Source organism: Citrobacter sp. RHBSTW-00881 (assembly GCF_013728515.1).
Taxonomy (GTDB): Bacteria; Pseudomonadota; Gammaproteobacteria; order Enterobacterales; family Enterobacteriaceae; genus Citrobacter; species Citrobacter braakii.
The window spans coordinates 945308-958316 of the sequence record NZ_CP056269.1; the positions used below are offsets into that span (position 1 = coordinate 945308).

The window sequence follows — 13009 nt, forward strand, 5'->3', positions numbered from 1 at the left end:
TCGTTGCCGGATAAGGCATTTATACCGCATCCGGCAACGACCACTACCCCAAATCCGCCATCAGCACCTTTGACCGCCGCTGATAGTTGTACATCTCTTTCTTGCTTTCCGGCAGCAGGTCGATATCCACCGGCGTGAAACCACGTTCCTGGAACCAGTGGATGCTGCGCGTGGTCAGCACGAACAGTTTGCTCAGTCCCATTTGCCGGGCCTGCGCGGCGATCCGCTCCAGCAATACTTCCCCGCGCGATGAGCTACGGTAGTCCGGATGCACCGCCACGCACGCCATTTCGCCAATTCTCTCCTCCGGGAAAGGGTACAGAGCGGCGCAGGCGATGGTCAGGTTATCGCGCTGAATAATCGTGAATTTGTCGATCTCCATTTCCAGTTGTTCGCGGGAGCGACGTACCAGAATGCCTTGCTGCTCCAGCGGGCGGATCAGCTCCAGAATCCCGCCGATATCGTTAATGGTAGCGCGGCGGATCTGCTCGGCGCTTTCCATTACGATCTGCGTACCGATCCCGTCACGGGAGAACAGTTCCTGCAGCAATGCGCCATCTTCCTGATAGCTGATCAGATGGCAGCGCCGTACCCCACTGCGACAGGCTTTCACTGCCCCACGCAGAAAGCGCACTGTGCCGGAGCTGTAATCGCCTTTCTCTTCCTGCAACTCAACGCGCGCCTGGGCTTCGTTAGGAAACAGCTCGGAAATAATATCGCCATCATCGTTGGTGACGCCCTGAGAGGAGCAAAAGCCGATCATTTTCTCTGCCTTCAGTTTGATAGCCAACTGTGTGGCGACCTCTTCTGAAGTCAGGTTAAAGCTCTCTCCGGTGACGGAAACGGCGACCGGGCCCATCAGCACAATCGCGCCACTGTCTAACTGGCGGTGAATGGCATCTTCATCAATACGACGAATACGTCCGCTATGGCAGTAATCCACGCCGTCATCAACGCCCAGCGGCTGGGAGATAATAAAATTACCGCTGACCACATTGATGTGCGCCCCCTGCAATGGCGTATTATTCAGGCTCATTGACAGGCGGGCGGTAATATCAAGCTGAAGTAACCCTGCCGCCTGTTTGACCAGCTCCAGGGTTTTAGCGTCGGTAACGCGCGTATTCTTGTGGTACACCGGTTCATGATGATGCGCCGCAAGATTGGCATCAATCTGCGGTCGTGCGCCATAGACCACGACAAGGCGGATGCCGAGACTATGAAGAAGGCCAATGTCATTGACGATACTGGAAAAGTTTTCATGCTCGATGGCTTCGCCGCCCAGCATAATGACAAACGTCTTTCCCCGATGGGTATTGATATAGGGAACAGAATGGCGGAATCCCTGTACCAGTTCGGTTCTACGCTCCTTCACCACGGCACATCCTCATTGCATGATTATTCGTAATTTGTGTATTTTTATTCTGTTTTGGCGCTGTGTGCAAGCGTAATTTTTACCCATGCCGAAGATTTTTCTCAGTAATACCGTGAATATAAAAAGAATGTTTACCCTTTTATAGATGACAGATTATGCGTCATTCGCTAAAGTTTCCGGTCAATTCAGTCGTTTTACGTATTACCTCAATAAAGATTTCTTTTTGCTCGGGAGAAGCATGTCGGGATCCAATTCAGCAATCAGTCGCCGCCGTTTACTGAAAGGTGCGGGTGCTATGTGGCTTTTGAGCGTCAGCCAGGTTGGTCTGGCTGCCATGAGTCAGGTCGTTGCCGTACGTGTCTGGCCAGCGTCCAGCTACACCCGCGTCACGGTAGAATCTAACCGTCTGCTGAAATACAAACAGTTTGCCCTGAGTAATCCTGAGCGTGTGGTTGTGGATATTGAAGGCGTTAATTTGAACTCGGTGCTCAAGGGCATGGGGGCGCAGATCCGTCCTGACGATCCGTATATTAAATCGGCGCGCGTCGGGCAGTTTGACCCACAGACCGTGCGGATGGTGTTCGAGCTGAAACAGAATGTGAAGCCGCAACTTTTTGCGCTGGCTCCGGTGGCTGGCTTTAAAGAACGTCTGGTGATGGATCTCTATCCCGCCAATGCCCAGGATGTTCAGGATCCGCTGCTGGCGTTGCTGGAAGAATACAACAAGGGCGATCTGGACAAACAGGTTCCGCCTGCGCAAAGTGGCCCGCAGCCGGGTAAAGCGGGGCGCGATCGTCCCATTGTCATTATGCTCGACCCAGGGCATGGCGGAGAGGACTCCGGTGCGGTGGGGAAATACAAGACGCGTGAAAAAGATGTGGTGCTGCAGATTGCCCGACGCCTGCGAGCCCTCATAGAGAAAGAGGGCAACATGAAGGTCTTTATGACGCGAAATGAAGATATTTTCATTCCGCTTAAAGTCCGCGTGGCGAAAGCGCAGAAGCAGCGTGCAGACCTGTTTGTCTCTATTCACGCCGATGCATTTACCAGTCGACAGCCCAGAGGTTCGTCGGTGTTTGCGCTCTCGACCAAAGGGGCGACCAGCACCGCCGCGAAATATCTGGCGCAAACTCAGAACGCCTCGGATTTGATTGGCGGCGTCAGCAAGAGCGGCGATCGCTACGTCGACCATACCATGTTTGATATGGTGCAATCGCTGACCATCGCCGACAGCCTGAAGTTTGGTAAAGCGGTATTGAATAAGCTCGGTAAAGTTAACAATCTGCATAAGAACCAGGTTGAACAAGCCGGGTTTGCGGTACTTAAAGCGCCGGATATTCCGTCTATTCTGGTGGAAACCGCATTTATCAGTAACGTTGAGGAAGAGCGCAAGCTCAAAACTGCGACCTTCCAGCAGGAAGTTGCAGAGTCGATTTTGGCGGGGATCAAAGCCTACTTTGCCGATGGTGCGACGCTGGCGAGAAGGGGATAACAAAAAAGCGCTGAAAAGCGCTTTTTTATGGACCGCAGATACAAAAAAACACCCTTCAGGGTGTTTATAATGTTGGTTGCGGGGGCCGGATTTGAACCGACGACCTTCGGGTTATGAGCCCGACGAGCTACCAGGCTGCTCCACCCCGCGTCACCGTACTGCTTTATATTTTATCAAATTTGATTGGTTGCGGGGGCCGGATTTGAACCGACGACCTTCGGGTTATGAGCCCGACGAGCTACCAGGCTGCTCCACCCCGCGTCACCGTACTGCTTTTATTTCATCAAATTTTAATTGGTTGCGGGGGCCAGATTTGAACTGACGACCTTCGGGTTATGAGCCCGACGAGCTACCAAGCTGCTCCACCCCGCGTCCGTGGATGCGCACTATACTCTGCTCGCATTTTCATGCAACCCTTTTTTCACCTTGATCACGTTTTTAAGGTGAAAATGAACAAAAACAACGCATTCTGGATTGTTTTTTGCTCAAAATTTGCGTTCGGGTATGTATACGCATTTCATTAGGTTCGTGGGTTTGTTATCTTCGTCTCGCATTCAGGCAACATAAGACGAGAACAATGAAAGGACGTTGGGCAAAATATCTTCTTGCGGGAGCTGTCGTCGCGATGCTCGCCGCGTGTTCCTCAAAACCCACCGATCGTGGGCAGCAGTATAAAGACGGGAAATTTACCCAGCCTTTCTCACTGGTGAACCAGCCTGATGCGGTTGGCGCACCAATCAATGCCGGTGATTTCGCCGAGCAGGTTAATCAAATTCGCAGCGCTTCGCCACGTTTGTACGGCAACCAGAGCAACGTTTACAACGCTATCCAGCAGTGGTTACGTGCGGGCGGTGATACGCGCAGTATGCGCCAGTTTGGTATTGATGCCTGGCAAATGGAAGGGGCGGACAACTACGGTAACGTCCAGTTTACCGGTTACTACACGCCGGTTATTCAGGCGCGCCATACGCGCCAGGGCGAGTTTCAGTATCCTATCTATCGCATGCCGCCAAAACGTGGGCGCTTACCAAGCCGTGCCGAGATTTACGCGGGCGCGCTGAGCGACAACTACATTCTGGCGTACAGCAACTCCCTAATGGATAACTTCATTATGGATGTGCAGGGCAGTGGTTACATCGATTTTGGCGATGGCAGCCCGCTTAACTTCTTTAGCTATTCCGGGAAAAACGGCCACGCCTATCGCAGCATCGGTAAGGTGCTTATCGACCGTGGCGAAGTGAAAAAAGAAGATATGTCGATGCAGGCTATTCGCCATTGGGGTGAAACGCACAGCGAAGCCGAAGTGCGTGAGCTGTTGGAGCAGAACCCATCGTTTGTCTTCTTTAAACCGCAATCTTTTGCACCGGTCAAAGGGGCCAGCGCGGTACCGTTGATTGGCCGCGCATCTGTGGCTTCTGACCGCAGTATCATTCCGGCGGGCACAACATTGCTGGCGGAAGTCCCGTTACTGGACAATAACGGCAAGTTTACCGGCCAGTACGAACTGCGCCTGATGGTGGCGTTAGATGTGGGTGGCGCTATTAAAGGGCAACACTTCGATATCTATCAGGGCATTGGTGCTGACGCCGGACACCGTGCGGGGTGGTATAATCACTACGGTCGCGTCTGGGTACTGAAAACAGCGCCGGGTACGGGTAACGTGTTCAGCGGTTAATAGCCGGATGGCGCTCGATATTAATGAATTTGAGGTGTTATGTCTGTGGTTATCAGTGATGCCTGGCGCCAGCGTTTTGGCGGTACGGCGCGTCTGTATGGCGAAAATGCGCTGCAGTTGTTTGCCCAATCGCACGTTTGCGTGGTCGGGATTGGCGGGGTAGGGTCGTGGGCGGCGGAAGCGCTGGCGCGTACCGGTATTGGCGCCATCACGCTCATCGATATGGATGATGTGTGCGTCACCAATACTAACCGCCAGATCCATGCTCTGCGCGATAACGTCGGCCTGGCAAAAGCTGAAGTGATGGCTGAACGTATCCGCCAGATTAACCCGGAGTGCCGGGTGAACGTGGTCGATGATTTTGTCACGCCGGATAATGTTGCTGAGTATATGAGTGCGGGTTATTCGTATGTCATTGATGCGATTGACAGCGTGCGCCCAAAAGCGGCACTGATCGCCTGGTGTCGGCGTAACAAAATTCCGCTGGTGACCACCGGTGGTGCGGGAGGGCAGATCGACCCGACGCAGATACAGGTCGTTGATTTGGCAAAAACTATCCAGGATCCGCTGGCAGCCAAGCTACGCGAGCGACTGAAAAGCGATTTTGGCGTGGTGAAAAACAGCAAAGGCAAGCTGGGCGTGGACTGTGTGTTCTCGACCGAAGCGCTGGTTTACCCGCAGGCAGATGGCTCGGTATGTGCGATGAAGGCGACGGCGGAAGGGCCGAAGCGCATGGATTGCGCATCCGGTTTTGGCGCGGCCACTATGGTGACCGCCACCTTTGGCTTTGTTGCCGTCTCACACGCGCTGAAGAAGATGATGGCGAAAGCGGCGCGCCAGAGTTGAGTGTGTTGTGCCGGATAAGACGCGTTCGCGTCGCCATCCGGCAACCATCAAACCTGTCGGGCAGCCTCAAGAATCGCCTCGTTCAGAGCATGCAGCCCCTGGGTACGCGAGGCGCTGAGCTGCGCGCGTAAACCTAGCTCGTCAAATAATGCCATAGGCGAATGCGCCAGTAACTCGGCTGCAGTTTTACCTTCGACCGCCGTGAGTAATACCGCCAGCAGCCCGCGAACAATGCGACCTTCGCTGTCGCCGAAGAAATGCAAAGTACCATTCTCATGAAGGGTATGCCCCAGCCAAACGCGGTTTTCGCAGCCCGCGATCTCTTTGGCCTGTGCCTTTAGCGAATCAGGAAGAGCTGGCAACTGCTTACCCAGCAGAATCAGCTGGCGATATTTATCTTCCCACTGGGTGAGCGGGGTAAAGGTATTGCGTAACGTCTCTTCCGTTACGGTTGTGCCAAACGGGTGTCCGGCGAACAGAGGGCTTGTCATTAATCCACCAATATTTCCAGCGCGCGGTCAACGGCTGCGACCAACGCATCTACATCACTTTGCGTATTATAAGGTGCAAATGAGGCGCGTAGCGTCCCGGACACGCCCAGTTCTGCCAGCAGCGGTTGCGCACAGTGTTGTCCTGCACGCAGTGCAATGCCATATTCGGCCAGCAACGTCACCATGTCGCTGTGATGAACGCCTGCGAAATCAAAGGCTAACAGACTGGAGTCCTGGCAGCGGAAGGAGCGAAAGCCGGGGCGTTTCGCCAGCGCATCTTCTGCCAACGTCGCCAGACCCCGGCTCCAGTTTTCGGCCTGCACCACGTCAACGTCCGCCAGCCATTCGAGCGCCGCGCTTAGTCCGATAACGCCAGCAACGTTAGGCGTACCGGCCTCCAGCTTCCATGGAGCAGCCTGGGTGGTGAAACCGTCAAAACTGACTTCGCTAATCATTTTACCGCCACCGAGCCAGGGAGACATGGCATCCAGCAGTTGCGGTTTACCGTACAGCACGCCAATGCCGGTGGGACCATACAGCTTGTGGCCCGAGAACGCATAGAAATCAATGTCTAATTGCTGTACGTCGGCGGGGAAATGGACAATCCCCTGTGCACCATCCACCATCACCACCATGCCAGCCGCATGGGCGAGCGTAATGGCGCGGGCCAAATCCGGGCAACCGCCGGTAACGTTCGACATCTGCCCAAGCGCCAGAATGCGACTGCGTGGAGTGATGAGTTGCGCGAGGCTTTCAACGTCTGGCAATAAATGGTCGTTAAGCGGTAGTCTGACGACCTTCGCCCCCGTTTGCTCCGCCACCATCAGCCAGGGCACGAGGTTGGCATGATGTTCTGCTGCGCTAACGATAATCTCATCACCCGGTTGTAACCGCGGTCGCGCATAGCTTTGGGCAACCATGTTGATCGCTTCCGTCGTACCGCGGGTCCAGACGATTGTTTTGTCATCCGGCGCATTAATCAGGCTTGCGACTTTTTCCCGCGCGGCTTCATAGCGTGCGGTCAGGCGCTGTGCTTCGGCAAACTGGCTGCGGTGGACGTTCCCGGCGCTCAGGCTATAAAACTGATGGGTGGCCTCAATCACTGCCTGCGGCTTCAGTGCGGTAGCAGCGCTGTCGAGATAGACGCCAGCATCGTTGAGTGCGGGAAATTGCGCGCGAAACTGCGCGGGGTTAAAAGCGTTCATGGTATTCCTCAGTTCAGTAAACCGATCGTGGCGCAAAAAGGGCGCTGATACAAGGGGTGTGCTAACCATCGGAATACTCTGGATATCCTGGCAAAGTCCACGCAGTGTCTTATGCTATATACCGTTAGGCGAGCAATTTAGCCTGTTACGGAGTGTGTTTTTAATAGCATAAATCGCTTTAAGGAGAAAAAGATGAAAAAGACTGCCGCAATTATCTCTGCTTGTATGCTGACTTTTGCCCTGAGCGCCTGTTCTGGTTCGAATTACGTGATGCACACCAATGATGGTCGATCAATCGTATCTGATGGTAAGCCACAGACCGACAATGAAACGGGGATGATTTCGTATAAAGACGCTAACGGCAACAAACAGCAGATTAACCGTACCGATGTGAAAGAGATGGTAGAACTGGATAACTAACCGGTCGTCCATCGACAAAGAGTCGGACAAAAAAAAGCACCGCAATTTGGCGGTGCTACATTAATCACTATGGACAGACAGGGTAAATGTACAGGAAGTGAAAAAGGGTAGCTTTGCTACCATGGTCTGAATCGCAGACCAATTGCAAACACAACAACACAACATCACAACCGTAAGCCAAAAGCCCACCAGAACACGCATTCCGATAAAACTTTTCGTTCCGGCTTCAGGAAGTGCCGCCACTATAGGTATTTGCTGGTAGAACCTCAACGGACAATTTATAATGGCTCAGATAAAAAAAACTAATAGGTTACAACCTGTTGGTTAATTGTTAAATTCATTTAACATCAAAGCCTAAAAGTCATGTCAAAACGATTACCACCCCTAAATGCGTTGCGTGTTTTTGATGCTGCAGCGCGTCATTTGAGCTTTACTCGCGCAGCAGAAGAGCTTTTTGTGACGCAGGCCGCAGTAAGTCATCAAATCAAGTCACTTGAGGATTTCCTAGGGCTGAAGCTGTTTCGTCGACGCAATCGATCTTTGCTGTTAACGGAAGAAGGCCAAAGCTACTTTCTCGACATCAAAGAGATTTTTTCGCAATTAACCGACGCGACGCGTAAACTTCAGGCACGCAGTGCAAAAGGTGCGCTCACCGTGAGTTTATTGCCCAGTTTTGCAATCCAATGGATGGTTCCCAGACTCTCTAGCTTTAACTCAGCTTATCCGGGAATCGATGTCAGGATCCAGGCGGTGGACCGTCAGGAAGACAAACTGGCTGACGATGTTGATGTGGCGATTTTCTATGGACGCGGCAACTGGCCGGGTCTGCGCGTTGAAAAATTGTACGCAGAATATTTATTGCCGGTCTGCTCGCCGCTATTACTCACCGGTGATAAACCGCTAAAGACGCCCGAAGATCTGGCGAAACACACATTATTGCACGATGCGTCGCGCCGTGACTGGCAAGCCTATACGCGCCAGCTTGGCCTGAATCATATCAACGTACAGCAGGGACCCATCTTCAGCCATAGCGCCATGGTGCTCCAGGCTGCTATCCATGGACAGGGAATTGCGTTGGCTAATAACGTCATGGCGCAATCCGAAATAGAAGCCGGACGTCTGGTCTGTCCGTTTAATGATGTTCTGGTCAGCAAAAACGCATTTTATCTGGTTTGTCATGACAGTCAGGCAGAACTGGGTAAAATAGCCGCCTTCCGTCAGTGGATTCTGGCGAAAGCGGCCACGGAACAAGAAAAATTCCGCTTTCGTTATGAACAATAATTTACGTAGGGTATTCACATGACCAGCCGTTTTATGCTGATTTTTGCCGCCGTAAGTGGCTTTATCTTTGTGGCGTTGGGCGCCTTTGGGGCACATGTTCTGAGTAAAACCCTCGGTGTCGTTGAGATGGGGTGGATCCAGACTGGCCTCGAGTATCAGGCGTTCCATACGCTGGCTATATTTGGCCTGGCCGTCGCCATGCAACGGCGCATTAGCATTTGGTTTTACTGGAGTAGCGTGTTTTTGGCATTAGGAACCGTGCTGTTTAGCGGCAGCCTGTATTGCCTCGCGCTCTCGCATTTACGCCTGTGGGCGTTTGTTACCCCCGTCGGCGGTTTCAGCTTCCTTGTGGGCTGGGCGCTGATGTTAGTGGGCGCTATTCGATTGAAACGTAAGGGCGTTAGCCATGAATAAGGTTGTATTGTTGTGTCGCCCAGGTTTTGAAAAAGAGTGCGCCGCAGAAATTACGGATAAAGCAGGACGCCGGGAAATCTTCGGTTTTGCCCGCGTGAAAGACAATGCGGGTTACGTCATCTTCGAATGCTATCAGCAGGACGATGCCGAAAAGTTAGTGAAAGAGTTGCCGTTTAGCTCGCTGATTTTTGCCCGTCAAATGTTTGTGGTGGGTGAACTGCTGCAATATTTACCGCCGGAAGACCGCATTACGCCGATTGTCGGCATGTTGCAGGGCGTGGTGGAGAAAGGCGGCGATCTGCGCGTTGAAGTTGCTGATACCAATGAAAGCAAAGAGTTGGTTAAATTTTGCCGTAAATTTACCGTACCACTGCGCGCGGCGCTGCGGGAAGCGGGCGTGCTGGCAAAATATGAAACGCCAAAACGTCCGGTGGTTCATGTGTTCTTTATCGCACCAGGCTGTTGCTATACTGGCTATTCCTGGCCCGACAATAACTCCCCGTTCTACATGGGCATTCCGCGTCTGAAGTTCCCGGCCGATGCGCCGAGCCGTTCAACACTGAAGCTGGAAGAAGCGCTGCACGTGTTTATTCCTGCTGATGAGTGGGATGAACGTCTGGCTAACGGAATGTATGCGGTGGATTTAGGGGCATGCCCGGGCGGTTGGACCTATCAACTGGTTAAACGCAACATGTGGGTTTACTCCGTGGATAATGGTCCGATGGCGCAAAGCCTGATGGATACCGGACAAGTTACCTGGCTGCGCGAAGACGGATTTAAGTACCGGCCAAATCGCAATAACATTTCGTGGATGGTTTGCGACATGGTGGAAAAGCCCGCGAAGGTTGCCGCCCTGATGGCGCAATGGCTGGTCAACGGCTGGTGTCGAGAGACTATCTTCAACCTCAAGCTGCCGATGAAAAAACGCTACGAAGAGGTGTCGCAAAACCTGGCTTATATTCAGGCACAGCTTGACGAGCATGGCGTAAATGCCCAGATTCAGGCGCGTCAGCTGTATCATGACCGTGAAGAAGTCACCGTGCACGTCCGTCGCCTGTGGGCTGCTGTTGGTGGTCGTCGCGACGAGCGATAAGGTAAAATTGCAGGCCGGATGAAGGCGTAAATGTCTCATCCGGCCTGCATTGTTTCAATCAGCGGCGTATCTGAAATAATATGCGTCACATCATCCAGATGCCCAATCCGGGCCTCTCCCGAACGATTAAATTTACTTTTATCGATCAGCAATAATGACTGCGCTGCGCGCTTAAGCAGAATGGACTTGAAGTCGGCATTGGTCGCGTTAGAGTCCCAGAGTGCGCCGTCGCTGTCGATCCCTGCGCAGGAAAAAATAAACAGATCGATCTCGAGTGGTTTGAGCTGCGAGATGAGCGAGGGGTTAACATAGCAACCGTATTTACGCTCAAGGCGACCGCCGGAGCTGATTAGCTGAAGGTGTTCGCGTTTAGCCAATTCCTGGCAAATGGGCTGGCTGTTGGTAAAGACGTGAATGTTGATGTCCGGTAACTGTCGCGCCAGGTACCAGCACGTTGAGCTGGCGTCCAGGGCTATCACCATACCTTCTTCGATCCATGCCAGCGCTTCGCGGGCAATATTCGCTTTGTGGGCATAGTGGCTTTTGAGTCGCATATGAAACGGGTCGCCGCTGTCCTGATTTTCCCGATGAATCACTTTGGCCCGCCCGTGATTGCGCAGCACTTTTCCCTGGGCTTGTAGCTCGCTGAGATCGCGGCGGATGGTCTCTTTGCTGACCTTAAGTTGCAAAGCAAGGGTTTCGGTTGTCAGATTTTTGTGGTTGGTAAGCAGATCTACGATCGCCTGCTGGCGCGCCGCTTTCATGTTCTGATCCTCATCTTATGATGAATGCCCGTAGCTGACGGGCATTCAGACCAGAGATTACGGGGTTACTCCTTTTTTTAATAGAATATTCCCGTACTTTGCCCGCTCTCCTGTGATAACGATCGCAAACGCCTGTTGCGCGCGTTCATAGAAGGCATAGCGGTCAATACGCGTGATGTCCGGGCAGGGGGTTTGCAGTGAAAGCGCCTGACGATAGCGGGCCTCGACGTCAGGATCGAGGGCATCGCCTTCAACAGCCGCCATCATCACCAGCGGTGGGGCATAGCTGTCCAGTTCAAAGAGCGGAATAATCGCCTGTAGCAGGTCGCTGACCAGCAGACCGTCGGTGCGGATAACCTGCGGTCCCGTGCTGTGGGCCGGGAAGTGGGCATCGGAAAATATAATCTCATCGCCGTGCCCCATTTCAGCCAGTACCTTCAGCAGGTCGGGCGAAATTAAGGGAGATATTGTTTTGAGCATATTACTCAACTCCTGTTAGTTCGGATTCGGTTTGCGGATAAAAGTAACGGTACTGGTAGCGTACCTGCCCGCGTGCCTGTTCCGGTGAGGCAAATTCCCCAATGCCCGACCACGCAAACATTGCGGCACCTGCCACGGTGGTTTCGGCGTCATCCAGCACTTTGACAGGTATCCCGAGAACATTCGCTTTGATCTGATTCCACAACGCGTTGCGGCTTCCCCCACCAACCAATAGCAGTTCTGTGGCCTGGAAATGACCGATTTTTTCCAGCGTATGGAGGTTTCGCTGCAGCTGTTCTGTCAGTCCTTCCAGCGCGGCGCGATAAAAGTGCCCACGGGTGGTATTGAGCGTAACCCCTTGCCAGCCCGCATTCTGACAGGCCAGCAGGTCGCAGTGCATCTTCACGCCTTCGGCGCCTGCCGGGATGACCCTGGCTTCGTCAATTAACGTCTGCCAGGGGGTGTCGGCAGTCCACAACAGCTTACGCACCCACTCAAGTACACCGGAAGCCAGCCACTGCATGCCGGGGTTATTCAGTCCAGCCTGGCTATCCAGCTCACAAGTGGAACCCGCATATTGGCTGAGCTGGGAGGTATCCACCTGCGCACTGCGCACCATCAGAATTTCCCATGTGCCGGAAGAGAGCACCGGTTCATCTGGCTGGGCTCCAGCGCCAAATAGCGCAAACTGCGTGTCGTGTCCGGCAGAGATGACCGGAATTCCCGCCGTAAGCCCGAGCAGGCTGGCAGCCTCCGGTTGCAAAGCCCCAATCTTTTCGCCTGCTTCAACCAGGCGCGGGAACAGACGGCGCGGTATACCCGTAGCCTGTAAAATGTCATGACTAAAATCGCGCTGCCGGATGTCCAGCAGCTGGCTGGTGCCCGCCATGGTGATATCTGTAGTGAACTCGCCGGTTAAACGGTGGTTGATAAGCGACGAGATAAACAACCATGCGTGCGCCTGCTCCAGAAATTGCGGATGGTTTTCTTTCAGCCACACCAGTTTATACAGCGTGTTGAAGCTAAATGCGCCGACGCCGGAAATTTCCTGCAATTGCTGCGGTGATATGTAGCGGTGAATATTCTCCATCACCGCTGCGGTGCGTGGGCATTTCCAGCTAATCACCGGATACAGCTGCTTGCCGTTCTTATCAACCAGCGCGCCGTCTACGCCAAAAGTGGTGACGGCGATCCCGCGGACATGGCAGGCGGCCAGTTGCGTGCAGAGGCGCTGACAGCAGTCGGCGAAGCGTTGCAGAATGGCCTCCAGCGACCACTGATGCCAGGTACTGTTTTCTGTTGCGATGTCACTGGCGTTCGGGGTTGCTGCGCGGGCGACAATCTTTCCCTGTCGGTCAACGGCGATAGCCCGCACGTTGGTCGCGCCACAGTCGAGAACCAGGATAACGTCTTGTTTCATAATCGCTCCCCAAACGTAGCCGGATGGCGCAGCGCTTACCCGGCTTACAAAATTCA

At 53.5% G+C, this 13009-nt stretch carries 13 protein-coding genes and 3 tRNA genes; 7 read left to right on the forward strand and 9 right to left on the reverse strand.

Translation table 11 applies throughout. The annotated features are described in order from the left end of the window. Positions 1 to 43: 43 nt before the first annotated feature. On the reverse strand, positions 44 to 1375 hold the full coding sequence (argA, locus tag HV311_RS04550) for an amino-acid N-acetyltransferase (protein WP_008785703.1): 1332 nt from the start codon (positions 1373 to 1375) through the stop codon (positions 44 to 46). Positions 1376 to 1610: 235 nt separating this feature from the next. Between argA and amiC the strand changes: the two genes are divergently transcribed. Further along, the gene (gene amiC, locus HV311_RS04555; RefSeq protein WP_016154266.1) at positions 1611 to 2864 is read left to right on the forward strand and encodes an N-acetylmuramoyl-L-alanine amidase AmiC; all 1254 of its coding nucleotides are present in this window, start codon (positions 1611 to 1613) and stop codon (positions 2862 to 2864) included. Between the two features lie 73 nt (positions 2865 to 2937). Here amiC and HV311_RS04560 read toward each other — a convergent pair. From HV311_RS04560 to HV311_RS04570, 3 genes are all read right to left on the reverse strand, one after another. Further along, a tRNA-Met gene (locus HV311_RS04560) sits at positions 2938 to 3014 on the reverse strand. A gap of 34 nt (positions 3015 to 3048) precedes the next feature. Then, positions 3049 to 3125 (reverse strand) — tRNA-Met (locus tag HV311_RS04565). 34 nt (positions 3126 to 3159) lie between these two features. Next, positions 3160 to 3236 (reverse strand) — tRNA-Met (locus tag HV311_RS04570). Between the two features lie 205 nt (positions 3237 to 3441). On the opposite strand from HV311_RS04570, the gene mltA reads away from it, so the two are divergent. Together mltA and tcdA are read left to right on the forward strand one after the other, a co-directional pair. Further along, positions 3442 to 4539 (forward strand): murein transglycosylase A, encoded by a 1098-nt coding sequence (mltA, locus tag HV311_RS04575; RefSeq protein WP_019077597.1) that lies wholly within the window; start codon positions 3442 to 3444, stop codon positions 4537 to 4539. Between the two features lie 39 nt (positions 4540 to 4578). Beyond that, complete coding sequence (gene tcdA / locus HV311_RS04580) at positions 4579 to 5385, forward strand: tRNA cyclic N6-threonylcarbamoyladenosine(37) synthase TcdA (protein WP_019077596.1); 807 nt, start codon at positions 4579 to 4581, stop codon at positions 5383 to 5385. Between the two features lie 47 nt (positions 5386 to 5432). Here tcdA and csdE read toward each other — a convergent pair whose 3' ends face one another. Both csdE and csdA read right to left on the reverse strand, forming a co-directional pair. Then, positions 5433 to 5876: a cysteine desulfurase sulfur acceptor subunit CsdE gene (gene csdE, locus HV311_RS04585; protein ID WP_016154263.1), complete on the reverse strand. Its 444-nt coding sequence runs from the start codon at positions 5874 to 5876 to the stop codon at positions 5433 to 5435. Beyond that, entirely contained in the window at positions 5876 to 7081 is a 1206-nt protein-coding gene (csdA, locus tag HV311_RS04590) for a cysteine desulfurase CsdA (RefSeq protein WP_181547522.1), read from the reverse strand. The genes csdE and csdA overlap by 1 nt, the downstream gene beginning before the upstream one ends. A 192-nt stretch (positions 7082 to 7273) precedes the next feature. On the opposite strand from csdA, the gene HV311_RS04595 reads away from it, so the two are divergent. The 4 genes from HV311_RS04595 (at position 7274) to rlmM (ending at position 10289) form a co-directional block, all read left to right on the forward strand. Beyond that, positions 7274 to 7501: a YgdI/YgdR family lipoprotein gene (locus HV311_RS04595; RefSeq protein WP_016154261.1), complete on the forward strand. Its 228-nt coding sequence runs from the start codon at positions 7274 to 7276 to the stop codon at positions 7499 to 7501. Between the two features lie 363 nt (positions 7502 to 7864). After that, a complete protein-coding gene (gcvA, locus tag HV311_RS04600; protein WP_016154260.1) occupies positions 7865 to 8782 on the forward strand; it encodes a glycine cleavage system transcriptional regulator GcvA in 918 nt (305 codons plus the stop codon). A gap of 18 nt (positions 8783 to 8800) precedes the next feature. Then, a complete protein-coding gene (locus HV311_RS04605; protein ID WP_003034037.1) occupies positions 8801 to 9196 on the forward strand; it encodes a DUF423 domain-containing protein in 396 nt (131 codons plus the stop codon). Then, the gene (rlmM, locus tag HV311_RS04610; protein ID WP_003034040.1) at positions 9189 to 10289 is read left to right on the forward strand and encodes a 23S rRNA (cytidine(2498)-2'-O)-methyltransferase RlmM; all 1101 of its coding nucleotides are present in this window, start codon (positions 9189 to 9191) and stop codon (positions 10287 to 10289) included. Before HV311_RS04605 ends, rlmM begins: the two co-directional genes overlap by 8 nt. Before the next feature lie 35 nt (positions 10290 to 10324). Here rlmM and fucR read toward each other — a convergent pair whose 3' ends face one another. Genes fucR through fucK form a run of 3 tightly spaced genes read right to left on the reverse strand, consistent with a single transcriptional unit; the run spans position 10325 to position 12953 of the window. Then, entirely contained in the window at positions 10325 to 11053 is a 729-nt protein-coding gene (fucR, locus tag HV311_RS04615; RefSeq protein WP_019077594.1) for an L-fucose operon activator, read from the reverse strand. 57 nt (positions 11054 to 11110) lie between these two features. Continuing rightward, the gene (fucU, locus tag HV311_RS04620) at positions 11111 to 11533 is read right to left on the reverse strand and encodes an L-fucose mutarotase (protein WP_191220766.1); all 423 of its coding nucleotides are present in this window, start codon (positions 11531 to 11533) and stop codon (positions 11111 to 11113) included. Position 11534: 1 nt separating this feature from the next. Next, positions 11535 to 12953 carry an L-fuculokinase gene (gene fucK / locus HV311_RS04625; RefSeq protein WP_191220767.1) on the reverse strand — a complete coding sequence of 473 codons (1419 nt, stop codon included), beginning with the start codon at positions 12951 to 12953 and terminating at the stop codon, positions 11535 to 11537. Positions 12954 to 13009: the final 56 nt, after the last annotated feature.

Bases quoted from the DNA above. Each gene is read 5' to 3' on its own strand.
- amiC (WP_016154266.1), top strand. From the start codon at position 1,611: ATGTCGGGATCCAATTCAGCAATCAGTCGCCGCCGTTTACTGAAAGGT.
- mltA (WP_019077597.1), top strand. From the start codon at position 3,442: ATGAAAGGACGTTGGGCAAAATATCTTCTTGCGGGAGCTGTCGTCGCG.
- tcdA (WP_019077596.1), top strand. From the start codon at position 4,579: ATGTCTGTGGTTATCAGTGATGCCTGGCGCCAGCGTTTTGGCGGTACG.
- csdE (WP_016154263.1), bottom strand. From the start codon at position 5,876: ATGACAAGCCCTCTGTTCGCCGGACACCCGTTTGGCACAACCGTAACG.
- csdA (WP_181547522.1), bottom strand. From the start codon at position 7,081: ATGAACGCTTTTAACCCCGCGCAGTTTCGCGCGCAATTTCCCGCACTC.
- HV311_RS04595 (WP_016154261.1), top strand. From the start codon at position 7,274: ATGAAAAAGACTGCCGCAATTATCTCTGCTTGTATGCTGACTTTTGCC.
- gcvA (WP_016154260.1), top strand. From the start codon at position 7,865: ATGTCAAAACGATTACCACCCCTAAATGCGTTGCGTGTTTTTGATGCT.
- HV311_RS04605 (WP_003034037.1), top strand. From the start codon at position 8,801: ATGACCAGCCGTTTTATGCTGATTTTTGCCGCCGTAAGTGGCTTTATC.
- rlmM (WP_003034040.1), top strand. From the start codon at position 9,189: ATGAATAAGGTTGTATTGTTGTGTCGCCCAGGTTTTGAAAAAGAGTGC.
- fucR (WP_019077594.1), bottom strand. From the start codon at position 11,053: ATGAAAGCGGCGCGCCAGCAGGCGATCGTAGATCTGCTTACCAACCAC.
- fucU (WP_191220766.1), bottom strand. From the start codon at position 11,533: ATGCTCAAAACAATATCTCCCTTAATTTCGCCCGACCTGCTGAAGGTA.
- fucK (WP_191220767.1), bottom strand. From the start codon at position 12,953: ATGAAACAAGACGTTATCCTGGTTCTCGACTGTGGCGCGACCAACGTG.